The organism is Cryobacterium sp. TS_SC_7, assembly GCF_056156285.1.
Genome location: NZ_CM149589.1, coordinates 1,100,812 through 1,124,467, shown reverse-complemented (window position 1 = coordinate 1,124,467; position 23,656 = coordinate 1,100,812). Strand labels below are relative to the sequence as shown.

18 protein-coding genes and 1 tRNA gene are annotated in these 23,656 nt (G+C 67.5%); 12 read left to right on the top strand and 7 right to left on the bottom strand.

The genetic code is table 11. The features are described 5' to 3' along the window. Positions 1-61: 61 nt before the first annotated feature. Positions 62-1,162 (bottom strand): aminotransferase class V-fold PLP-dependent enzyme, encoded by a 1,101-nt coding sequence (locus AC0J5J_RS05240; RefSeq protein ID WP_474899876.1) that lies wholly within the window; start codon positions 1,160-1,162, stop codon positions 62-64. Positions 1,163-1,280: 118 nt separating this feature from the next. Here AC0J5J_RS05240 and AC0J5J_RS05235 point away from each other — a divergent pair, with 118 nt between their 5' ends. The 3 genes from AC0J5J_RS05235 to AC0J5J_RS05225 all read left to right on the top strand — a co-directional run bounded on the left by AC0J5J_RS05235 (position 1,281) and on the right by AC0J5J_RS05225 (position 3,942). Continuing rightward, positions 1,281-2,198: a LysR family transcriptional regulator gene (locus AC0J5J_RS05235; RefSeq protein ID WP_474900194.1), complete on the top strand. Its 918-nt coding sequence runs from the start codon at positions 1,281-1,283 to the stop codon at positions 2,196-2,198. 11 nt (positions 2,199-2,209) lie between these two features. Next, complete coding sequence (gltX, locus tag AC0J5J_RS05230; RefSeq protein WP_474899875.1) at positions 2,210-3,730, top strand: glutamate--tRNA ligase; 1,521 nt, start codon at positions 2,210-2,212, stop codon at positions 3,728-3,730. Between the two features lie 140 nt (positions 3,731-3,870). Next, positions 3,871-3,942, top strand: a tRNA-Gln gene (locus AC0J5J_RS05225). A gap of 40 nt (positions 3,943-3,982) precedes the next feature. Here AC0J5J_RS05225 and AC0J5J_RS05220 read toward each other — a convergent pair. Continuing rightward, the gene (locus AC0J5J_RS05220; RefSeq protein WP_474899874.1) at positions 3,983-4,960 is read right to left on the bottom strand and encodes a serine hydrolase domain-containing protein; all 978 of its coding nucleotides are present in this window, start codon (positions 4,958-4,960) and stop codon (positions 3,983-3,985) included. 145 nt (positions 4,961-5,105) lie between these two features. Further along, positions 5,106-5,321, bottom strand: coding sequence for an AsnC family protein (locus AC0J5J_RS05215; RefSeq protein ID WP_474899873.1), 216 nt, complete (start codon positions 5,319-5,321; stop codon positions 5,106-5,108). A gap of 271 nt (positions 5,322-5,592) precedes the next feature. On the opposite strand from AC0J5J_RS05215, the gene AC0J5J_RS05210 reads away from it, so the two are divergent. The 3 genes from AC0J5J_RS05210 (at position 5,593) to AC0J5J_RS05200 (ending at position 12,974) form a co-directional block, all read left to right on the top strand. After that, on the top strand, positions 5,593-6,129 hold the full coding sequence (locus tag AC0J5J_RS05210; RefSeq protein ID WP_474899872.1) for a hypothetical protein: 537 nt from the start codon (positions 5,593-5,595) through the stop codon (positions 6,127-6,129). Next, a complete protein-coding gene (locus AC0J5J_RS05205; protein WP_474899870.1) occupies positions 6,126-11,186 on the top strand; it encodes an Ig-like domain-containing protein in 5,061 nt (1,686 codons plus the stop codon). Before AC0J5J_RS05210 ends, AC0J5J_RS05205 begins: the two co-directional genes overlap by 4 nt. A gap of 93 nt (positions 11,187-11,279) precedes the next feature. Continuing rightward, positions 11,280-12,974: a copper resistance CopC/CopD family protein gene (locus tag AC0J5J_RS05200; protein ID WP_474899868.1), complete on the top strand. Its 1,695-nt coding sequence runs from the start codon at positions 11,280-11,282 to the stop codon at positions 12,972-12,974. 33 nt (positions 12,975-13,007) lie between these two features. Here AC0J5J_RS05200 and AC0J5J_RS05195 read toward each other — a convergent pair whose 3' ends face one another. From AC0J5J_RS05195 to AC0J5J_RS05185, 3 genes are all read right to left on the bottom strand, one after another. Further along, positions 13,008-14,114, bottom strand: coding sequence for a sensor histidine kinase (locus AC0J5J_RS05195; protein WP_474899866.1), 1,107 nt, complete (start codon positions 14,112-14,114; stop codon positions 13,008-13,010). Then, a complete protein-coding gene (locus AC0J5J_RS05190; protein ID WP_474899864.1) occupies positions 14,089-14,766 on the bottom strand; it encodes a response regulator transcription factor in 678 nt (225 codons plus the stop codon). Before AC0J5J_RS05190 ends, AC0J5J_RS05195 begins: the two co-directional genes overlap by 26 nt. 262 nt (positions 14,767-15,028) lie before the next feature. Beyond that, positions 15,029-15,394: a hypothetical protein gene (locus tag AC0J5J_RS05185; RefSeq protein ID WP_474899862.1), complete on the bottom strand. Its 366-nt coding sequence runs from the start codon at positions 15,392-15,394 to the stop codon at positions 15,029-15,031. Positions 15,395-15,533: 139 nt separating this feature from the next. Between AC0J5J_RS05185 and AC0J5J_RS05180 the strand changes: the two genes are divergently transcribed. The 5 genes from AC0J5J_RS05180 (at position 15,534) to AC0J5J_RS05160 (ending at position 20,846) form a co-directional block, all read left to right on the top strand. Then, complete coding sequence (locus AC0J5J_RS05180; RefSeq protein ID WP_474899860.1) at positions 15,534-15,878, top strand: TFIIB-type zinc ribbon-containing protein; 345 nt, start codon at positions 15,534-15,536, stop codon at positions 15,876-15,878. 120 nt (positions 15,879-15,998) lie between these two features. Continuing rightward, positions 15,999-17,162 (top strand): LolA family protein, encoded by a 1,164-nt coding sequence (locus tag AC0J5J_RS05175; protein WP_474899858.1) that lies wholly within the window; start codon positions 15,999-16,001, stop codon positions 17,160-17,162. A gap of 10 nt (positions 17,163-17,172) precedes the next feature. Continuing rightward, positions 17,173-18,156, top strand: a complete 984-nt coding sequence (locus AC0J5J_RS05170) for an ABC transporter ATP-binding protein (RefSeq protein ID WP_474899856.1) — start codon at positions 17,173-17,175, stop codon at positions 18,154-18,156. Next, a complete protein-coding gene (locus AC0J5J_RS05165) occupies positions 18,143-19,039 on the top strand; it encodes an ABC transporter permease (protein ID WP_134424897.1) in 897 nt (298 codons plus the stop codon). Before AC0J5J_RS05170 ends, AC0J5J_RS05165 begins: the two co-directional genes overlap by 14 nt. Before the next feature lie 304 nt (positions 19,040-19,343). Beyond that, the gene (locus AC0J5J_RS05160; RefSeq protein ID WP_474899854.1) at positions 19,344-20,846 is read left to right on the top strand and encodes an amino acid permease; all 1,503 of its coding nucleotides are present in this window, start codon (positions 19,344-19,346) and stop codon (positions 20,844-20,846) included. A 21-nt stretch (positions 20,847-20,867) separates the two neighbouring features. Here the strand turns inward: AC0J5J_RS05160 and AC0J5J_RS05155 are convergent, their stop codons facing one another. Continuing rightward, complete coding sequence (locus AC0J5J_RS05155; protein WP_474899852.1) at positions 20,868-22,094, bottom strand: PucR family transcriptional regulator; 1,227 nt, start codon at positions 22,092-22,094, stop codon at positions 20,868-20,870. Between the two features lie 352 nt (positions 22,095-22,446). Here AC0J5J_RS05155 and ald point away from each other — a divergent pair, with 352 nt between their 5' ends. Then, positions 22,447-23,565: an alanine dehydrogenase gene (ald, locus tag AC0J5J_RS05150; RefSeq protein WP_134424894.1), complete on the top strand. Its 1,119-nt coding sequence runs from the start codon at positions 22,447-22,449 to the stop codon at positions 23,563-23,565. Positions 23,566-23,656 lie beyond the last annotated feature (91 nt).

Below are 23,656 nucleotides of genomic sequence, written 5' to 3'. Positions count from 1 at the left end.
CGCACGTTATAACGTGCGCCCACTTCCACAACCTGCGCCGCGAGCGGCGTGCCGCGAGCGGCTACGGGCGGAGTGCGCGCAGGGCGTCGGCGACGTCGTCCCCGTCATTCCACAGGTGGAAGGCCACGCGCACCCGCCCGGCCCGGCCCGATGCGGTGAGTTTCGCCCGGGTGAGGCGCTCGAGGTCGGTGCCGCCGGCATCCGGCCAGGTCACAATCGCCTGGCCTGCCGGCGCGATCCCGAGTCCGGCGCAGAGTGCATCGCCGAGGCCCACGGCATGGCCCTGCACCGCGTTCAGGTCGAGCCGGCCGAACAGGTCCAGTGCGGGTTCGGCGCCCACCCAGGCGTTCCACGCGGGGGAGACGTCGAACCGGCGCGCGTCGGTCGCGAGGTCCATGTCCGGTCCGTAGCAGGAGGCCCACGGGTCACGGCCGGCATACCAGCCTGCCTGCACCGGGTGCAGCAGGGCGGCCAGGCGTTCGTTCACGGTCAGGAAGGCCACGCCGCGCGGGGCGCAGAGCCACTTGTAGCTGTGGCAGATGGTGGCGTCGAAGGCGGATGCGTCCACCGGCATCCACCCGGCGGCCTGCGTCGTATCGCAGAGTGTGAAGCTCCCGTGAGCACGGGCGGCGGCCACGATGGCCGCGGTGTCGGCGATGGCACCGGTGGCGGACTGCACGAGCGAGAACGCGACGAGCCAGGTGTCGGCGGTGATCCCTGCCGCCAGCTCGGCCAGGGGCAGGTGCCGCACGGTGACCCCGCGGTGCGCCTGGCTGCGGAACGGGAACACCATCGAGCTGAAGTCGCCGTCGACGCAGAGCACCTCGGCGCCGTCGGGCACGCTCGCGGCGACCAGCCCGGCCAGCACGGATGCCTGCGACCCGATCGCGACCCGGCTCACCGGTACCATGACGAGCCCCGCATACGCGTGCCGAACCCGCTCGACCGCCGCTGCGTAGCCCGCGGCCGACGCGGTGCCCAGCGCCCACGCCTCGGCGTCCGTGCGCAGGGCCGCCTCCGTCTCCTTGGTCGGCAGCCCGAGCGTGCAGGCGGCCAGGTAGCCGCGGCCGCCGCGGAACCGGTCGCGCGCCGCACGCACGCCGATCCGGTCCGGCAGTGCAGACAGCGACGATAGGGGCGTGGGGGAGTCGCTCGGGATCATTCCTCCAGCATGCGACCGGCCGCATTCATTCAACAATAGCCAGTCAATGAGGTAAACCATAAGCCTACGTTATGGTTAATACGTGCCCACCATCGCCCCGCCCGAACTCGATTCCACCATGCTGCGCGTCGTGGGGGCCCTCGCCGAGCACGGCTCGATCACGGCGGCCGCCGCCGCGCTCGGCTACAGCCAGCCTGCCGTGAGCCAGCAACTCAAGCGGCTCGAGCAGCGCATCGGCCTGGCCGTGATCGAACGTGTCGGCCGCGGTGTGCGGCTCACCGAGGCCGGTCGCCTACTCGCCCGGCACGCTGCCACCGTGAACGGCGCCCTCGACGCCGCCGCCGGGGAACTCTCCGAACTGCGGGGCCTGCGCGCCGGCCGGGTGCGGATCGCGGCATTCCCCTCCGCCTCGGCGACGATCGTGCCCCGCCTGCTGGCCGACCTCAACCGTCGCCATCCGGGAGTCAGCGTCACCTACCTCGAGGCCGAGCCGCCCGAAGCGGTGGCCCTGGTGCGGCAGAACCAGGCCGACCTGGCGATCACCTTCAGTTACCCCGGCGACCGGGTCGATCCGCATCGCGACAGCGCGGAAGGGCTGGTCGTGACCCGGCTCCGCCGCGACGAGATGTTGCTCGTGCTTCCGGCGGGCCACGCGCGGGCCGGCGACGGGGCCGTCGACCTCGGCGACCTGGCCGAGGAGAACTGGATCGGCGGATGTCCACGGTGCCGCGGCCACCTGCTGGAGCTCTGCGGACATAGCGGCTTCACACCGAACGTGTCCTACGAAACCGACAACGCGGCCGCCGTGATCGGCCTCGTGGCGGCCGGTATCGGAGTGGCCATGCTGCCCGCTCTCGCCCTTGACTCCGTGGGCGCGCAGCCGCTGGTGGCCATCCGTCCCACCCGGGGCCGCGACCACCGCACCCTGCACGCGGTCACGGCGACCGGTGCCGCGGGCGTGCCCGCCATCGCCGCCACCCTGCGCCGGTTGGCGGCGCTGGACTCCTCACCCGCGCCTGCGCGTGCAGCCAACTAGAATCGGACGTGATGTCTGAGACAATTGCGCACCCGTTTTCCACCGCCACCGGCACCGACGTTCGCGTTCGGTTCTGCCCCTCGCCAACCGGAACGCCGCACGTCGGCCTGATCCGCACGGCCCTCTTCAACTGGGCCTACGCCCGGCACACCGGCGGCACGTTCATCTTCCGGATCGAGGACACGGACCCGGCCCGCGACACCGAGGAGAGCTTCGTACAACTCCTCGACGCGCTGCGCTGGCTGCGCCTGGACTGGGACGAGGGCGTCGAGGTCGGCGGACCGCACGGTCCCTACCGCCAGTCCGAGCGCTACGACATCTACCGTGACGTGATCGAGCAGCTCAAGGCGTCCGGTCACATCTACGAGAGCTTCGCCACCGGCGAGGAGATCGAGGTGCGCAACGTCGCCCTCGGCCGCGACCCCAAGGCCGGCTACGACAACTTCGAGCGCGACCTCAGCGACGAGAAGAAGGCGGCCTTCCGCGCCGAGGGACGTTCGCCGGCGCTCCGCCTCAAGGTGCCCGACACGGACATCTCCTTCGACGACCTGGTTCGCGGCGAGATCACCTTCCCGGCCGGTTCGTTCAGCGACTTCGTCGTGGTGAGGCCCAACGGGCATCCGCTGTACCCGTTCGTCAACCCCGTCGACGACGCCATGATGGGCGTCACCCACGTGCTGCGCGGCGAAGACCTGCTCTCCTCCACCCCGCGCCAGATCGCGCTCTACCACGCGCTGATCGACATCGGACTGGCCACGTTCGTGCCGCGCTTCGGGCACATGCCCTACGTGATGGGGGAGGGCAACAAGAAGCTGTCCAAGCGCGACCCCGAGTCCAACCTGTTCCACCACCGCGCCCGCGGCTTCGTGCCCGAGGGACTGGTCAACTATCTCTCGCTGCTCGGCTGGTCGCTCTCCAGCGACCGCGACGTGTTCACGATCGACGAGATGATCGCCGCGTTCGACGTTGTCGACGTGCTGCCGAACCCGGCCCGCTTCGACCTCAAGAAGGCCGAGTCGCTCAACGGCGACCACATCCGGCTGCTCGAGCCGGCCGACTTCGCCGCCCGGGTCATCCCCTACCTGGTGGCCGCCGGCGATGTGGCCGAGCCGCTCAGCGAGGTGCAGCAGGCCATTCTCGAGGTTGCCGCACCGCTCGTGCAGGAACGCATCGCCCTGCTCGGCGAGGCGCCCGGCATGCTGGGCTTCCTGTTCATCGGCGGCGACTCCCTGGTCTACCAGCCGGATGCCCTGGCCTCGCTCCCGAAGAACTCGCAGGAGATCCTGGCCGCGTCCACGGCCGCCCTGCTCGACATTCCCGAAGTGGAATGGACCCACGACCGGGTGCACACCACGCTGACCGAGACGCTGATCGACGGGCTCGCACTCAAGCCCCGTGTGGCCTTCGGCCCCCTGCGGGTCGCGGTGTCCGGCCGGCGCATCTCGCCGCCGCTGTTCGAATCCATGGAGATCCTCGGCAAGGCGGAGTCCGTGCTGCGTCTCACTCGGCTGGCAGCCACCACTCTCGAATGATCCGTGCCGTCGGGGCCGGCCCAGCGGGCCTGCCCCGACGGCGGAACACGAGGCGATGACCGGCGGATTTCGCTCTGAGTTTGTCCCGGCTCCCAGAGTGGGTTAGAGTTACGAGTCGGCCCGTTCTGCGGAATGGGCAGTGGGGTATGGTGTAATTGGCAACACGACTGATTCTGGTTCAGTTGTTCTTGGTTCGAGTCCAGGTACCCCAGCTTTAGATAAGGCCCTCGCTCACGCGGGGGTTTTTTTCATTCAGGCGAGACCGCCCCGGGTTGCCGTGAACTCTGTCAGAAGACGAAATCCCTGTCTGTCGACGGACCCATGGACGGCCGATAACACAACGACACCGACGCCGGCATCTCGGTCGAGGCCGATCCAGCTGCTGAACCCTCCGGTGCTGCCGTTGTGCCAGGTGATTGCGCGGCCCCGGAACTCGAGTGTGATCCACCCTGCACCGATATCGACCCGCGGAGAGAATTTCGAGACTGGCTCGAGCGCGGAAAGGCCCCGAGCCGATCCGGCGAGGATCGAGCGGAGGAAGCCGCGCATTGTGCCTATGGTCGCGCGGACGCCGCCTGCCGGGGCGAGCCCTTCACCTACCCACGCGGGCAGGGGGCGTCCGAACCGACTGAATCCTGTCAGATCCGAAGGCCCCAGGTCCTCTGCGCGCGCCGGCGTCGAGAATCCTTCGCCCAGGACCTCCTGCAGGAGTCGTTCGTAGGTAGTCCCGGCTCCTCTCGCCACGGCGTGCCCCAGCAGCTGAAAACCGAGGTTCGAGTACCTGGGTCGAGGGGCGCCGACTCGCACGGTGCGAGTCTGGTCGAGGAGATCAGCGAGGGTCTCGCCGTACGGGTTCTGGCCTCGGATCCAAAAGTCGACGGTGCGGCGAAGTGGGTGCATCCTCGGCGGCAAGCGGGGAAGACCAGATCGGTGGATGGCCAGGGAACCGAGGCTCACGGAACCAACCTCTCCGTGGCCTTCAAACGGAAGCAAGTCGCGAAGGACCGTCGTCGGCTGGACGAGACCGCGCTCGGTCGCGTCCCGATACAACATTCCCGTGAGCGGCTTGGAGATTGACCCGATCTCGAAGGTGGCCTGATGGTCCGTACCCACCGTTGCGGTCGATTCGCCCTGAGGGGTGATCACGGCCACTGCTGCTGCCCCGGTTGAACGAAAGACGCGGCTCGCAGCACGAACAAGTTCAGTGTCCCCACGCCATTGGGTCTCCATTGAAGTCACCTCTCCGCACGTTCTTGCGTCGGTCAGCTTTTCGTCAACTGTTGTTGACGATTCGTGTGGTTGAACCATAGTTGACCCATTCGCAAAAAGTCAACGACTGTTGACTTGTCCGTCCGGCGTTCTGCGTAATCCTCGGCTACCGCTTGCCGTACTTCCTGTGGACGGCCTGCTTTGAAACGCCGAGGCATTGAGCGATGGCCTCCCAGGAAAGCCCGGCCGAACGCGCGCTGCGAACGAGGCCTGCCTCACTGCGCCCTACCTCCCGATGGAGCTCGGCGATGATGCGTAGGGCTTCAGCTGGTCCCTTGCCGTCCATCTCTCCGACCAGTATTTTCAATCTCTCCGCCTGCATTCGTCAATACTAGTTGACGATGGTGCGCCACCACTGGGATCAGTTCTGAAGTACGGGAGTGAGCGACGCACGAGCTGTGGTCCCGGCACCGGCGCTTGCCTCCGGCTCGAAGGGGAACCGATCTCGTTCGTTCACCCGCGTTCAGCTGGAAGCCGGCCCGGCGCCGACCCCCAGATGACACTCGTGTCATAAACGGCACCTTTTGGGCCGCCGGTGTGCATCATCGTCGCATCGAGTCCGTACCCTCGCTCCGAGTGTCAGGAGAATCATCATGCAACCATCTGCCCGCCCACCCTTCCACTCGGCCTCGAGGCGTCACCTGGCCGGGCCGGCCGTCATCCTGGCGCTTGCGCTGCTGGTGAGCGGCGTGGGTCCGTGGGGCGGGATACGCAGCGTCTTCAGACCGGATGTGGCGGAGGCCGCAATCCCCACGAGCGCCACCGACGTTGCGAAGGTGCCACACTACTTCGGCCCGTACCCCAACTGGGCGAACAGCCCGCAGACGCTGGCGGACGCGATGGTGAAGATCAGCGTCGGCACCTCGACACCGGTCCTGTACGGCAACCCGCTGACCGAGCGGAAGTACGCGACCGATTACGCCAAGCCGACTGGGGAGATGGGCCCGGTGCTGGTCGTGCTCGACCACACCAAGTTGCCCGCGGGCACCCTCAACGACTTTCAAAGCTGGAACCAGGGCATAGCCGGGGCGAGCCCGACCACCTCGGCGGGCAATCTCTTCCACGCCCTGGTGCTTCGACCCACGGGAACCGCGGGGGAGTACACCGTCGTCTTCCGGCGCCGACCGTGAGCACCGGAGAGGTCGAGACCTATTCCGTGCCGGCCGTGCCAGTGCAGAAAGACGACGTGATCGGCTTCTACGGCCAGGGGGTCCCCGTCGATACCGACGTCGCCGCCAACGGCGACACCTTGAGCACCCCGGCCAGCGGCGACCCGACGCTGGCTACCAACGTCGCCCCGGCCAAGGACAGCACGGTGAAGCTCGGAGTGTCGAACTACCCGGACTTTTCCCACGACCGCACCTACTCCTTCGGGGCCGACGTCACGCCGACCATCACCGACCCGGGCACGGGCGCAGAAGCGACTGCCTCGGTCGACCCGAAGACGGGCGCCATCTCCGGTGTCACCGTCACCAGCCCAGGTGCCGGCTACGCGGTCCCGCCCACGGTGGAGATCACGACCGCCGGGGTCACCCCGACCACCGTGGCTCAGGCCACCGCCACGATCGCCACCGGCGTCATCACCGGCATCGACGTCAACGAGACCGGTTACGGATTCACCGCACCCGCAGTGACCCTCACGGGCGGGAACCCCACTGCCGGCTCCGAGGCGCATGCGCAGGCCAGCGGCGCAGTCGACAACTTGAAGCTGACCGACGGCGGCAAGGGGTATCAGACCCAGCCGTTGGTGAACATCACCAAGCCTGACCTCGCAGCCGGCGAGCAGGCAACCGGCAGCGCAACGATGGACGCGAACGGCGTGGTCACCGGCGTCGCTATCGCGAATGCGGGCAGCGGGTACACCTCCGCCCCGACCGTGACCCTCACCGACGCCAGCAAGACCGCTCCCGACCAGGAGGCCACGGTCGAGGCCACCATCGGCGTCACCCGGATCGACGTCACCGACGGCGGCGCGGGCTACGACTCGGCACCGACTGTGACGATCGCGGACACCGTCGGCACGGCCGACAAGGGCGCCAGCGCCACTGCCCGGGTGGCTGTCAAGGGCTCGGTCACCGACATCGTGGTGACCACCCCCGGAGCGGGCTACCTCACCCCGGGGATCAAGAAGTTCGTGGACACCCTTCCCGGGCAGGGAGAGGCCAACGCCAACGACCTGGGCCAGTACATCCCGGTCGCGGTGCCCGACACCACCACCTACCCCGGCACCGACTACTACGAGATCGCCGTTGTGCAGTACCGGATGAAGTTCCACCGCGACCTGCCGGCCACCCTCCTCCGCGGGTACGTTCAGCTCTCGACCAGCGTCGTCCCGGGCAAGAACGTCGCTCTCGGTAACGCGAACCTCGACCCGGCCAAGCCGGACAGTCCCATCAGCTTCACCGGGGTGGACACGCCGCACTACCTCGGCCCGACGATCATGGCCACGAAGGACAAGCCCGTCCGGGTCCTGTTCCGCAACCTGCTGCCCACCGGCGTGGACGGTGACCTGTTCCTCCCCGTCGACACATCGGTGATGGGGGCGGGATCCGGTCCCGACATGATGACGCTGGACCCTGCCACCAAGGTCCCGATGGACATGGCACCGGATGAGAAGAGCGTCCTCGATGGTGTGCGTAACCCAATGTGCGGGGAGACGCCGAAACCAACCACCTGCTACTCGGAGAACCGTGCCACCCTGCACCTGCACGGCGGCATCACCCCATGGATCAGCGACGGCACGCCGCACCAGTGGGTCACCCCGACAGGTGAGAACACGGCGTATCCGAAGGGCGTCAGCGTCAGCAACGTGCCGGACATGCCGGACCCGGGTCCCGGGGCGGAGACCTTCTTCTACACCAACCAGCAGAGCGCGCGGATGATGTTCTACCACGACCACTCGTGGGGCATCACCCGGCTCAACGTGTATGCCGGCGAGGAAGCCGGTTACATGATCACCGACGACACAGAGCAGAAGCTGATGGCGCCCGGCGGCGCCCTCGACGGTCTCGGTATGGGCACTTCCCTCACCATCCAGGACAAGACCTTCGTGCCGAGCGCGACACGGATGGCTCAGCTCGACCCGACCTGGGATGCGACGAAGTGGGGCGGGGAGGGCAACCTCTGGCAGCCGCACGTCTACATGCCCGCGCAGAACCCCGGCGACCCCAGCGGGATGAGCGCGTTCGGTCGCTGGTTCTACGGCCCGTGGTTCTGGCCGCCGGCCAAGGACGCGAAGTATCCGCCCATGGCCAACCCGTACTTCGACCCGAACTGTGATCCGAACGTGGCTGAATTCTGTGAGCCGGCCCTGATCCCCTCGACTCCCAACAATTCGGTCGGTATGGAAGCCTTCCATGACACGCCGATCGTGAACGGTACCGCCTACCCGACAACGATCATGGAGCCGAAGTCATACCGGTTCCGGATCCTCAACGGCTCCGACGACAGGTTCTGGAACCTGTCGTGGTACGTGGCCGACCCCGCCACCGGCACCGAGGTTGCGCTCAAGTCCAGCGAGGTCACCCTGGCGCAGACCGACCCGGTCGTCTTCCCGACGCCGGACACCACGAAGAGCCCCAAGGGCCCGGACTGGATCCAGATTGGCAACGAGGGTGGCTTCCTGCCGACCCCCGCCGTGGTCCCTGCCCACGAGACGACGTGGATCACTGACGCGACCCGATTCGACGTCGGCAACGTCGACCAGCACTCGCTGCTGCTCGCGCCGGCCGAACGTGCCGATGTGATCGTCGACTTCTCGGCCTACAAGGGGAAGACGCTGATCCTCTACAACGACGCACCGGCTGCATTCCCGGCCCGGATCCCCGGATACGACTACTACACGGGCGGTCCGGACATGTCCCCGGCCGGCGCCCCCGCGACCCTGCCCGGCTATGGACCCGACACCCGGTCGGTCATGCAAGTCAAGGTCTCGAACGCCGCACCGGCACTGGCCTTCGACCGGCCGAACACCACGGCCGACCAGATGGGCAAGCTGATGGCCGCGTTCGACCACCACACCGACGCGGCCGGTAACCCCGCCGGCGTCTTCGAATCCGGCCAGAACCCGATCGTGGTCGGCCAGGCCGCGTACAACCAGGCCTACGGGAAGAGCTTCGTCGGCAGCGGGTACTGCAACGCGGCCAGCAACCCCGCCGCCAAGTGCGACGGCTTCGCCCGGATCGCCGAGCAAGGAGGAGACCAGTTCAAGTTCGACACCCTGTCGGGCACACAGCTGAGCGTTCCCATCGAGGGCAAGAGCGTCCACGACGAGATGAACTCGGCGAACTTCGACGAGTGGGGCCGGATGAGCGGCAACATCGGGTTGGAGGCACCTGGAGCCACACCGCTTCTGCAGAACGTCATCCTTTACCCGTACGTCAACCCAGCCACGGAGAAGCTGGACGGAACCAAGGGGACGAATAGCCTCAAGGTGACACCGATCACCACCAACGCTGACGGCACGCAAATCTGGAAGATCACCCACAACGGCGTGGACACCCATCCGTTGCACTTCCACCTCAACGATGTGCAGCTGTTGAATCGAGTCACCTGGGACAACATCATCATCCCGCCCGAAGCGACAGAACTCGGCTGGAAGGACACCGTGCGGGTCAGCCCGCTGGAGGACACGATCATCGCGGTCCGACCCATCCTGCCGAAACTCCCATTCGCCATCCCGGACAGCAACCGGCCACTGAACCCGATGATGCCCCTGGGCGCACGGGGCTCGACGACCGGCCCGAACGGGTCCGAAGCCGGGTTCAACAATACCGACACCAACGGGAACCCGATCGCTCCCATCAGCAACGTCATGACCAACTTCGGCTGGGAGTACGTGTGGCATTGCCACATCCTCAGCCATGAGGAGATGGACATGATGCGGCCCATCTCGGTCAGCGCACCTCGCACCCTCCCCGACGCGCCGGTGGCGAGCTTCACCCGACCCACGAGTGACGTGCTGCTGAGCTGGACCGACGGGACCCCGGTGTCGATCACCGATCCCACCACCTGGGGCAACGCGAAGAACGAGATCGGCTACAAGATCGAGCGCGCACCTCTGGTCGATGGAACGGTCGGCGCGTACGCCCAGGTGGCCACCACACTGGCAAACGTCACCACCTACACCGACCAGGCGGCCGGGACAGGGCAATACGCGTACCGGGTCACGGCTTGGAACGCGGCGGGAAACACGGCATCCGTGCCGGTGCTCACCGCGTCCACGACGCCGAAGGTGACTGCCCAGAACCCCGCACCCGGAGCGACCGGGGTGGCGACCAACGTGCGGCCGACCGTCACGTTCAACGAGGCCGTCACGGGCGTCAGTAACACCAGTTTCGCTTTGAAGCAGGGCTCCACGGCCGTGCCGGCCACGGTGACCTACAGCGCGGCAACGCGAACGGCCACTCTCATCCCGACGACGGCACTCACCGCTGACAAGCCCTACACACTCTCGGTGACCACGGCCATCAAGAGCGGGTCGGGTGGTTCCGTCGCGGCGACGAACTGGAACTTCGTTACCGGGCCGGGCCCGACGGTCACCACCACCAACCCCGCCGCCGGAGCCACCGGCGTCGGGCTGGGAACGACCAGCACGCGGACTCCGTTGAGCGCCACGTTCAATGAGGCCGTGACCGGTCTACCTGCCACCGCGGCCAGCACGCCCAACTTCACGTTGAAACTCGGGACCGCGATCATCCCCTCGAAGGTGACCTACAACCCCACCACCCGAGTCGCCACGCTGACCCCGGATGCCCCCTTGGCCGGTGACCGCACCTACACCCTGTCCCTGTCCAGCGAGGTCAAGGACGTGGCGGGGAACCGGCTCACCGCCAAGACGTGGACCTTCATCACGGGTCCCGCCCCGGTCGTCACAGCTCGGACCCCGATGGTCAACGCCACCAGGGTGAGCCGAACGGCGAACATCACCGCAACCTTCAGTGAGGCGGTCACCGGCCTGCCCGGCAGGCCCGCGGCGAGCGGGAACTTCACCATCAAGCGGACGTCGACCGGTGCCGCAGTGACCGCAACGGCCAGTTACTCCAGCACCACGAAGGTGGCGACGCTCAATCCGAGCGGCACCCTGCTGGCCAACACCCAGTACACCGTCACCCTCAGTAGCGGGATCAAGGACGCTGCCGGCAACCTGCTGACACCCGTCACCTGGAAGTTCACGACGGGCAACTAGCACCGGTCCGAACGACACCGCCGCCCGGATCGAAACCGGGCGGCGGTGTCACAGGGCCGGCGGGGCACTGTCACGCAGGACGAGGAGTGGATTGTGTCCAGAAGAACACCCCGCGAGACCAGGCAGCTTGGATCCCGAGCCCGACGCCCCCTCGGTCGCCGGCTCCTCGGACTGGTCTTCGCAGCGCTGATCCTGACCCTGGCGCTGCCCGCGGCACCAGCCTCGGCGCACGCCGAGCTGCTGTCCACGAATCCGACCGAAGGCGCGGTGCTGGCCGATGCGCCGAGCTCTGTGGAGTTGACCTTCGATGAGCCGGTCTTCCTCGTCCTCGACGGATTCCAGCTCTACGACGGCAGCAACACTCATCGCACGGTTCCCGTCGAGGTGGTGGGGACGACGGTCCGGGCAACGCTGCCGTCCGGACTCGACGAGGGCAGCTACGTGCTCGGCTGGCGGGTCGTTTCCGACGACTCGCACCCCGAGTCCGGCGTGTTGTCGTTCGCCGTGGGCCGGGCCGACGCGTCGGTCCCCACCATCGCCCAGAACGACGCCCGACCGGTCGAGGTCCTGTATGCGGTGCTGACCGCTCTGGGGTATCTGGGCCTGTTCAGTCTCGTGGGTTTCACGGTCTTCGATCTCATCGTCGCCCGCACCACCCCGGCGGGTCGTCGGCTGCCCCGGGTGGCCGCAGCGGTCGCCGTGACCGCCTACGTCGCGCTGGTGCCCCTCGCCGCGGTGCGGGCGCGGGGGGAAGGCCTTGGCGCGCTGTTCGATTCAGCGCTCGCCACCGCGGCCTGGTCAGGGGGGCCCGCGGTGGCCCTGGCCCTGGCCGCCTCCGGGGTGGCGCTGATGCTGTTCAGTCCGCGTTTGCCACGTTGGGTGGGCTTCTGGGTCGGGATGGAGGGTGCCGGGGCCGCACTGGTGTCGGTGCTGCCCGTCGGTCACACTCGCACTTTCGGCCCTGGCTGGCTGGTCATGGGCGCCGACCTGGTCCACGCTGCGACAGCAGCGGTTTGGCTGGGTGGTCTCGTGTCTTTGATCGTGCACCTCACCCGCGTTCGACAACGGAAGGGTGACCCGGTCGCGGCGGCGGTGATCCTGAGCAGGTTCTCTACTCTGGCCGGTGGCCTCGTTGTTCTATTGGGCGTCACGGGGGCCGTCATGGCCGTAGTGCTCATAGGGTCGGTGCCGGCCCTCGTTGACAGTGCCTATGGTCGGCTGTTGCTGGTCAAGCTGGGTATTGTCGCGGTGATCGGTGCCCTTGCGGCGTGGAACCGGTTCGGTCTCGTCCCTCGGCTGGCGCGTGAGGACGTCACCTCGCAGGCGTGGCAACGGTTGGCATTGGCCGTCCGACTGGAGGCGGTCGGATTGATTTTCGTTGTTGGGTTGACCGCGGCCCTGACGCTGCAGAACCCGCGGGCGACCCAGACCGCCGCTGAGCCGGGTCCGGCCGCCTCGGTGGGGACCCCTTTACTCGCCGACCTCGGCACCGGCCACTTGACGGGCCGCTTCAGCCCGGGCGTGGCGGGGGTCAACGTCATCGTCTTCGACCTCACCGACGCTGGGGGCGATCCCGTCGTACCGCTCACTATCCCGCAGGTCAGTGTGGCCGAGCCGAACCTGAGCCTCGGACCGCTGGCCGCCGAGGTTGAGCCCGGGGAGACGCCGGGCAGCTACCGGGCCGTGGTCGTCCTACCCGCCGCAGGCCAATGGACGATCACCGCGGCCGTCCGGGTCAACGCTTTGGAGCAGCCTGCGGCCGTGGCCGATGTGGTCGTCGTGGACTGAGCGGAGCCGGTCCCGACGAGGCTTACGGCGGCGTCAGCTGCGGGCGTCGATCAAGTCGCCGAGAGGATCACCGTCAGCCGAATCGGAGGCGCTGTCTTTGAGCGCGGCCGGTAGCGACGGTCGTATCGGTAATCGCAGGGTGAAGGTCGAACCTTCACCCAGAGAACTGACCACCGAGACGGTGCCGCCACGGGCCTCCGTGGCGGCTTTGACGATGGCCAGGCCCAGCCCACTGCCGGCCCGCTCGCCCGCGGTGGACGCAGTCCGGAAGATCTCGAACACAGTGCCGAGATCCGCGGCGGGGATGCCCGCCCCCGTGTCCCGGACGGTCAGCACGAGCTGGTTGCCCTGGGCGGCCGCCGTCATCGCGATGGAATCGCCCGGACCGGTGAATCGGACTGCGTTCTCGAGCAGGCAATCCAGCACTGCTTCGAGCCGCTCGTTGTCATCCTGAACGGTGCCGACCGTGCTCTGAGCGCTCCATATCCGGTCGGCAGTCACCGACCATCGGCGCAGGACCTCGGTCAGCATCCGGTCGACGTCGACAGCTTCGGGGGCCGATGGATCGGCGACCCGGACCAGGGTCAGCAGGTTGGTCGCCAGCGTGGATGCCTTGACGAGTTCGGCCACCACCAACTCGGCGTCTTCGCGCACCGTCTGCTCGGCCGACTGGTCGGCGATGAGTTGCGCATAGCCCCGGGCGATGGTCAGTCGGGTGCGCACCTCATGCGAACCGAACCGTGCGGCGTTCTCCCGCTGTTCGCTGCGGTGACGGTCGGTCTGCTGAAGCGCCAGTAGGCGCGCCTGAGCGTTCCACTGCCGGTTCACATGCCAGATCAACACCGCGACGATGCCGCCCATCAGGACGATCTCGCTGCACTCTTCCCATCCGATGACACCTGCCAGAGCGTGACGGACCAAGGCGATCCCGGTCACCGCCATGATGGCGAAGAAGACGATCAGGGTGGCACGCCGCGGCCACGGGCACAGTCCGTAGAGCAGTGCGAAACTCGTCCAGACAAGGTGATAGGGAATGGTTTCCTGGCCGGGCAGCGCGAAGGTGAGGTAGCAGTTCACTGCCGCGAACACCGCCCACGCGGCGACGAGGAGGGCCCTAGGCCGTGATCCGATATCCCACATTGCGCACCGTTTCGATCTTTTCGCTCGATAGCTTCCATCGCAGCCGGCGCACGCAGACGTCGACGACGTTCGTGCGGGTGTCGAAGTTCGTTCCCCAGACCCGCTCGAGCAGCTCCGCCCGGGTGCACGGCTCCGGTGCCCGCTGGAGGAGATAGAACAGCAGCATGAACTCCCGTTGCGTCAACGAGATTCGGCGTCCGTCGACCACAACCTCCCGTTGCTGCAAATCGATCTCGACGCCGGCGCATCGAAGGTACCGGATGTCTGTCGCGGTCATTGCCTGCGACGCTGTGGGCGTTCTGATGCGCGTGTTGACCCGGGCAAGCAGTTCGGCGTTGGCGAACGGTTTGGCCAGGAAATCGACCGCGCCGCCGTTCAGGACACCGACCCGGGTCGCCACCTGCGTCATTGATGACAGCACCAGAACCCGACTCGACGGGCGGAATCGCATCAGTTCGGCGAGCACGTCCTCGCCGCGTCCGTCCGGCAGGATGAGGTCCAGGATGATCAGGGTCGGGTCAATCGTGCGGATCGCCGTCAACGCCGCGGCCGCCGTGCCCACCACAGTGACCGTGTAGCCGGCTCCACTGATGACGCGGCTGAGAAGTCTGCCCAACATGGGCTCGTCCTCGACGACCACGATGCGATCCACGTCGGTGTCCGTTTCTTCCCGCGTGTGCCGCGGGCGGCAACTCTGCCACTCAAGGTCATGAAATCAGATGTCTTCGGTACCAATCTGCGCCCGAGCCGAGGGTTGATCGACGCACAGGCAATATAGCCCTGATGTCCTCTAAAAGGAGGACAGCCAGGTCCCCAGAGAGGGGTACAGGTCGACCAGCATCACGGCGCCGGACACGTCGAGCCACAACGTTGCGCTCAGGCTGACGGCGATGCAGCGGGGCACCGCATCGGCTTCAGGAGAACAGGCTCGCCAGGCTCGGAATCGGCAGGAACGGCATGTACTCGTCCCAGCCGAGGAAGAAAGCGAAGAGCACGTGGATGAGTGGTGCCGAGAGCAGCGCGAGCACCAGGTAGAGGACGGTGCGTCGAGCGCCGAGCCTGAACACCAGGGGTGGCACGAACACCGTCACCAGCGCCGGGATCGGGTAATAGACCCACCACGGTAACCCGCCGGTCGCACCGTATTTTCCGAACGCCATGCCGGCTACGACCACGACCACGGAGACGATCCCGACGGCGAGGATGCGCCGTCGGAAGGTCTTCGTGCCGAGGACGAGCCAGAGGAGGCCCAGGAATTCGAGCAATGCTGCGGCGATCATGATCGGAAAATGCCACTCGGTATTCACACCTGAAGATATCGGGGCAGCGGATGCGAGCGGTTCAGCAACACGGCCCTCTCAGGCTCAGCCGGGTCGGGCTGTCTAGGATCGAATCCCCACGACGTCCTGGAGGACCCTCATGAAGTGCCCAACCGATTCAGCAACCCTCGTGATGAGCGAACGCGGTGGCGTGGAAATTGACTACTGCCCCGAATGCCGCGGCGTCTGGCTGGATCGCGGCGAGCTCGACAAGATCCTCGACCGTGCCGAGAAGGAGTTTGCTCAGCCCGCGCCCGTGTCGCCGGTTGCCGCACCGGCGCAGCAGTACGCGGACCCGCGCACGCGAGCGCCGCAATACGGCGACCGGGACCGCGACAGCGACCGGGACCGGGACCGGAACCACTACGACCGCGACCGCTCTGACAACCGTGACGGATACCGCTCGAAGAAGAAAGACAACTGGCTCGGAGAACTCTTCGGGTAGACGTTCCATGTCTCGCTTCCGCGCCGGATTTGTGAGCAACCTCCCAGTGTGATCCGGGCGCCGTGTCGGGCCCCCGGCGTAACATCGAGGTATGAACCGTCTTGGAAGAGGTCGTTGATCATGTCACGCAATTCAGTCAAGTGGCTTCCCGCCATCGTCGTGCCGGTTGTCATCGTCGCCGGTGTTCTTGCCGTGCCGCTACAGGCCGGTGCAGCGGTCGATCTGCCCGACAAGACGGCCGAAGAGGTGCTGCTGATGGTCAGTGACAGCACCGTCACCGCCTACTCAGGAACCGTCGAGAAGACGGCCGAGCTCGGCCTGCCCGACGTAGACCTGGCCGCCGGCATGCCCGACTCGATGAGCGAGTCCGCGCCCGAGGGCACGGCAGGGCCCGGGGCCGACGCCGCCGGTGCGCTCACCTCGGTTCTGGAACTCTTCAGCGGCTCCCACACAGCTCGAATCTACGTCGACGGCAGCGACGCCGACGCCCCCGCGAAGGCCCGCGTGCAGATCCAGGACCGCATGGACGAGCGCAATGTGGTGAGCAACGGCACGGATGTCTGGGCGTACGACTCCAAGACGAACACCGCCAGCTACCTGGCCATCCCCGCCGACGCCCGGGCCACCGCGCAGGCGAAGTTCGCCGAGATGGCAGCCGGCGCCCCTGCCGAACTGTCCACCCCGTCACAGGTCGCCGAGCGTTTCCTCGCCGAGATCGACCCGAGCACCACCGTCTCGGTCGGCACCGACGGCACGGTGGCCGGCCGCACCGCCTACGAGCTGGTGCTCACGCCGAAGGCAACCCAGACCCTGGTCGAATCGGTTTCCATCTCGGTCGACTCCGAGACGGGCATGCCGCTGCAGGTCACCGTGCGCGCGAACGGCCAGGAAGAGCCGGCCTTCGAGGTCGGCTTCACCGCGGTCGATTTCAGCACCCCGTCGGCCGAGCTGTTCGAGTTCACCCCTCCGGCCGACGCCACGGTCGACGAGGTCACGCTGCCGGTCATGCCCGAACAGTCCGCCGACCAGACCAAGCCCGAGATTCCTGCCGAGAATCTGCCGGTCGTCACGGGAACCGGGTGGGACGCCATTGTTGAGGTGCCAGCGGCATCCGTTCCCGCTGAACTCAGCGCCAACCCAGTGATGTCGGAGTTCGCGACCCCGGTCGACGGCGGACAGGTGTTCTCCACCTCCCTCGTGAACGTGTTCCTGGCCGACGACGGCCGGATCTTCGCCGGATCGGTTCCCGTCGAACTGCTCCAGGCCGCCGCCGACGCCCAATGATCCCGACACAGTGACACCCGTCACCCCGGCTCCCGATCTCGCGATCGAGAGCCGGGGTCTCACCAAGCGCTTCGGCGAACAGATCGCCGTCAATAGCATCGACCTGGCTGTGCCGCGCGGGTCCGTCTTCGGTTTCCTCGGCCCCAACGGGTCCGGAAAGACGACGAGCATCCGTATGCTGCTCGGCCTGACTCAGGCCACCAGCGGCCAGATCAGCGTGCTGGGCGAGAGCATGCCCGACAGCCTTCACGACGTATTGCCCCGTGTCGGAGCGCTCGTGGAGGGGCCCGCGTTCTACTCGTTCCTCTCCGGGGCCGCCAACCTGCGCCGGCTCGACACGGCCGACCGCAACGCCCCGTCGGGTACGCGCGGCGCCCGGGTCGAGCAGGCGTTGGCGCGGGTGGGCCTGACCCACGCCGCCGGTAAGAAGGTGGCCGCCTATTCTCTGGGAATGAAGCAGCGCCTCGGCATCGCCAACGCGCTGCTGCAGCCGCGCGAGCTGCTCGTGCTCGACGAACCCACCAACGGTCTCGACCCGCAGGGCACCCGTGAGGTGCGCAGTCTGGTGCGGTCGCTCGCCGCCGAGGGCACCACGGTTTTCGTGTCCAGCCACCTGCTCGCCGAGGTGGAACAGATGTGCACCCACGCCGCTGTCATGAGCGGCGGCAATCTGGTGGCCCAGGGCACACTGGCCGACCTCCGCCACGTCGGGGCGTCGCGGGTGCGCGTCCGCACACCGGATGCCGCGGCGGCGTCGGCCGTGCTGACCTCCCTCGGCCTGACCCCCGTGCAGAGTGACGTGCCCGGGCAGGACCCCTGGGTCGCGGCTCCGCTGCCCCGAGATCTGGAGGCCGCACTGACCGCTCAACCGGAGACCGTCATCGCGGCGCTCGCAGCCGGCGGTGTGCGTGTGCGCGGGTTCCTGATCGAGGAATCCAGTCTGGAAGAACGATTCGTGGCCCTGACCGGAGAAGGTTTCGATGTCCTCCAATAGTGTGCCGTCCCCGCAGTCGTCGAGCACTGCGACGGCGCGTCCTGCCGTACCGAGCCAGCGACGATCGGCCGGGCTGGCCCTGCTCGGCTCCGAGCTCACGGTGCTGTTCCGCCGTCGCCGCACCTGGGCCATGCTCGTCGCCATCGCCCTGATCCCGATCCTCCTGGCCGTCGCCGTGCGGCTCTCCTCGCAGACGCTGTCACCGGGGGAGGGCCCGCCGTTCCTGGACCGGGTCACCCAGAACGGCCTCTTCGTGGCGTTCACCGCCATGATCGTGGCCATCCCGCTGTTCCTCCCGCTCACCATCGGCGTCGTCGCCGGAGACACCATCGCCGGGGAGGCCGGACTCGGCACCCTGCGGTACCTGCTCGTGGCCCCGGCCGGGCGGGTGCGCCTGCTGCTCGTCAAGTACGCCGGCGTGGCCGTGTTCTGCCTGGCCGCGACGCTCACCCTGGCGGTGGCCGGAACCCTGATCGGCGCCGCCCTGTTCCCGGTCGGACCGGTGACTCTGCTGTCGGGCGATGTGATCGGCGTGCCGGAATCGCTGCTCCGTTCCGCGCTGATCGCGCTCTATGTGACGGTGTCGCTGCTCGGCTTCGCGGCGATCGGGATGTTCATCTCCACCCTCACCGACGTTCCCGTGGGAGCCATGGCCGCCACGGTCGTCGTGTCGGTGGTCGTGCAGATCCTGGACGTGCTCCCGCAACTGGCGTGGCTGCATCCGTGGCTCTTCAGTCACTACTGGCTGGGCTTCGCCGACCTGCTGCGCCAGCCCATGGACCTGGGTTCGTTCGGCGACAACGCACTGCTGCAGCTGGGCTACATCGCCGTGTTCGGCGCCCTCGCCTACGGCCGGTTCTCCACCAAAGACATCCTGTCCTGATCGGCACTTACTCTCTCTTCTGATCCTCGTCTGATCCAGGACCGGCTCGAACAGCCGACGACCTTTCCGGAACGGATGCTCGACAGCTGTCGATCCCGGCCGGTCGGCACCCGCGCGGCGCGGTCAGGGGAACGCGGCGGAGGCCCCTGGCGGGGCCGGTCTGGTTCGGGGCCCCCGTTCGAGGCACTACCGTTGCTACTTCAGAACCGTGCTGAACGGGCCTCGCAACCGTGAGGTCCCCAGCGTGGTTGACACGGTCGTCCTCTGGGTGGCTGCGTCTGTGCCGTTTTGAGGAAGAAGCCCCATGCCTGAACGCACCACCGCGGAATCCGGAGCCACGAGTACCGGATCCCCACGTACCGGATCAGCAGCCCGGGATTCCCACGCGGATCCGAGCCTCGCCCGCTCGCTGAGCCGGCGGCACATCCAGATGCTCGCCATCGGCGGCACCATCGGAACCGGCCTGTTCATGGGTGCCGGCAAGACCATCTCCCTCGCCGGACCGGCCGTGATCTTCGTCTACATGATCATCGGCTTCATGCTCTTCTTCGTGATGCGGGCCATGGGTGAGATCCTGCTGTCCAACCTCAACTACAAGTCGTTCAGCGACTTCGCCGGCGACCTGCTCGGCCCGTGGGCGAGTTTCTTCACCGGCTGGTCGTACTGGGCATTCTGGGTGGTCACCGGCGTGGCCGACATCGTCGCCATCTCCGGCTACGTCGACGTGCTGGCACCCGGCACACCGCTGTGGATCCCGGCGCTGCTCACGCCGGTCGTGCTGATCCTGCTCAACCTGCCGAGCGTGAAGGCGTTCGGCGAGGCCGAGTTCTGGTTCGCCCTGGTCAAGGTCATCGCCATCCTGGCCCTGATCGGCACCGGCCTCGTCATGATCATCACCCACTTCACCTCGCCGTCGGGCGCCGTGGCCGGGTTCGAGAACATGTGGAACGACGGCGGCATGTTCCCGCACGGCGTGGCCGGTTTCGTGCTCGGCTTCCAGATCGCCATCTTCGCCTTCGCCGGCATCGAACTCGTCGGCACCGCGGCCGCGGAGACCAAGGATCCCGAGAAGAACCTGCCCCGGGCCATCAACACCATCCCGCTGCGCCTGCTGCTCTTCTATGTGGGCGCCCTGGTGATCATCATGTCGGTCAACCCGTGGCGCACCATCGACCCCGGCAGCAGCCCGTTCATCGGCATGTTCGCCCTCGCCGGGCTCGGGGTCGCGGCCATCGTCGTCAACCTGGTCGTGCTCACCTCCGCAGCGTCGAGCGCCAACTCCGGCATCTACTCCACCTCACGGATGGTCTACGGCCTCGCGCAGGACGGCAACGCCCCGAAGGCCTTCGGCACCCTGAGCCGCCGCAAGGTGCCCCAGAACGCCCTGCTGTTCTCCTGCATCTTCCTGCTCGCCGGACTGGTGCTGCTCTACACCGGCGACTCCTTCATGGGGGCGTTCACGCTCGTCACCTCGGTGGCGTCGGTGCTGACGATGTTCGTCTGGTCGATCATCATGGTCAGCTACCTGGCCTTCCTCCGTCGCCGGCCGCAGCTGCACGCCGCATCGGCGTACCGGATGCCCGGTGCCCGGTTCATGCCCTGGGTCGTGCTGGCCTTCTTCGCATTCATGCTCTGGGCGCTGGGGCAGGCGGACGACACGCGCCTCGCACTGGTCGTCGCCCCGCTCTGGTTCCTGTCGCTCGGCGCCGCCTGGTACGTCAACCGCAAGTCACCGCTACAGCAGGCGCGGATCGAGGAGTGGCGGGCCGAGGCCCGCGCCGAGAAGGCCGCGCTCGTTCGAAGCTAGAGCAGGAGCCCGGGCGACGGGTTAGATCCGGGGCCGGTGCGACCAGCGGTCGGCCTTCATGGCCAGGTGCAGTTCCAGCCGCACCTGGCCGCCGAGCGGGTCGGCGCCGATCAGCGTGCGGATCTTCGCCAGCCGGTTGTAGATGCTGCTGCGGTGCAGGTGCAGGGCTGCCGCGACATCCTGAACCGACCCGTCGGTGTCGTAGAGCAGCTCCAGCATGGGCAGCAGCTCGTGGTTGGTGTCGAAGTCCCGCAGCTCGGCGAAGTAGACCGATTCGACGGGGGACAGGTTGCGGCTGCTGGCGGCGAGGAACTGGTAGACGCCGATCTGGCGAAAGTCGGCGATGGTGCCCAAACGGGCGTCGACGGCGGCGGCCTGCACCGCTTTGCGGGACTGGATGTAGGCATCCGGGAACCGTCGGAGGTCGGTGAACACCTCGCTGAACCCCATCAGGTCTGGCCGTTCCGGGGTGCCGCCGCGCCGGGCGAGTTCGGCCCGGTACCGGTGCAGGATCTCCGTGTGGGCCACTTTGCTCGGGGAATCCCGCAGCAGCACGACGGCGTGGGTCTCGGTGCCGGCGCTGAACCGGGCTGCGTCGATGCCGACCGTGGCGTGCAGGGCGGAAATGCGCTGCAGCAGAACGCCGGCCTCCGGGTCGGGTGTGCCCTCCCGTCCGTCGACCTGCTCGTCGGGGCGGGGCATCAGGGTGGCGAGGTGCCAGGGTCCGGTCGCGTGGATCTGCGACCATCCGGCCACGTCCTCGATGGCGGATGTCTCCGCGTGGCAGGCGGCGAGGAACAGGGCCTCTCGCTGGCGACGGTGCTCGGACTCGGCGGTGTTGGTGTCGAGCAGCGTTTCGGCGAGCCGGTCCAGCTCGCCGCGCACGGCCGGAAGCTCCCGCAGGATCTCGTCGGGGGAATCGTCGTGCGACCCCTGCATCGCCCACAGGTAGCCGACCCGGAACCCCCGCACCATGAGCGGCACGCAGACCCGGCCGAGCATGCCGAGCACGGCGTTGGCGGGAACGACGACGGGCCGCACCGCCGTGTTGATGCCGTGCTGCAGCTGCCAGGCACTGACGTCGGCGGGGACCTTCTTGCTGAGCAGGAAGTTGACCCGCACGCTGTCGGCGAGCGGCTGGTCGCGGCTGTAGGCGAGCAGGCCGCCGTCGAGGTCCTCGAGCGAGAGTGCGCGGTCGAGGCGGGCCGCGAGATGTTCGACCAGGTCTTCGACTTCCGCGGTTTTCATTGGCTCAATGCTAGGGGCCGGAACGGACCCGAAACGGACATCAGGCGACGTTTGCCGGTTTCTCGCTCGACATTTGTCGAGTGACAAACCGGTTCCCCTTTTCGGGGTTTGGCTGCCGCGGCTCGGGTCCGGGCTGGATGCGCCAGAAAAACACCTGACCCGAGACGGTATTTGAACCCTGGGCATCCGGTCGTCTCCATCATCGTCGTCGGCGACAACTCAAGCACGACCGCGCTGCCGGGCCACGCTCGAATTCGTGGATTTAGTCTTGACCCCGCTACTGGTTCGGAGTCGAAACCGGGTCAGGGCCTGTCATACGTCCACTGAGCACAACCAAGCAACGGAGTCGGCCATGATCATCGGTGTCCCCAAGGAAATCAAGAACAACGAGTTCCGCGTCGCAATCACCGCCTCGGGCGTGCACGAGTTCCTGGCCGCCGGCCACACCGTGCTGGTCGAGAAGGGCGCCGGCATCGGCTCCCACATCAACGATGACGAGTACCACGTGGCCGGTGCCGAGCTCGTGGACTCCGCCGACGAGGTCTGGGCCCGTGCCGACATGGTGCTGAAGGTCAAGGAGCCGGTCGCGGCCGAGTACCACCGCTTCCGTAAGGGCCTGATCCTCTTCACCTACCTGCACCTGGCCGCGGAGCCGGACCTCACCCACGCCCTGACCGAGGCCGGCGTCACCGCGATCGCCTACGAGACCGTGCAGACCGCCAACCGCGCCCTGCCGCTGCTGGCCCCGATGAGCGAGGTTGCCGGCCGGTTGGCCGTGCAGGTCGGCGCTCAGTCCCTGATGGCCCCGGCCGGCGGAAAGGGCGTGCTGCTGGGCGGCGTGCCCGGTGTGCGCCCCGCGAAGGTCGTCGTGCTGGGTGCCGGCGTGGCCGGAACGAACGCGGCCGCCATGGCGATGGGCCTCGGCGCCGACGTCACCATCCTCGACATCAACATCGACCGCCTGCGTCAGCTCGACGCGCAGTACCAGGGCCGTCTGAAGACGGTCGCCTCCAACTCCTACGAGATCGAAATCGCGGTGACGGATGCCGACCTGGTGATCGGTTCCGTTCTGATCCCGGGCGCCAAGGCCCCGAAGCTGGTCACCAACGCCCTCGTGGCGCGTATGAAGAGCGGCTCCGTGCTGGTCGACATCGCGGTGGACCAGGGAGGCTGCTTCGAGGACACCCACGCGACCACACACGAGGACCCGACCTACCGCGTGCACAACTCGATCTTCTATTGCGTCGCGAACATGCCCGGCGCCGTGCCCAACACGTCCACCTACGCGCTGACGAACGTCACCCTGCGGTACGCCCTGTCGCTGGCCAACCTGGGTGTGAAGGCCGCACTCGAGCGTGACGACGCCCTGGCCCTCGGCCTGAACGTCGCGGCCGGTCGGGTCACCAACCGTTCCGTCTCCGAAGCCCACGGCCTGCCGTTGGCCGACTGGCGCGAGCTCGTCACCGCCTAGCGGCGGACTTCCGGGGGGTTGCTCGGGGCTGGGTTCCGGGTGGCCGGCGGGTGGCTGGCTCGCCGGGCGCGCCCCGTCGCGGCGCACCCTG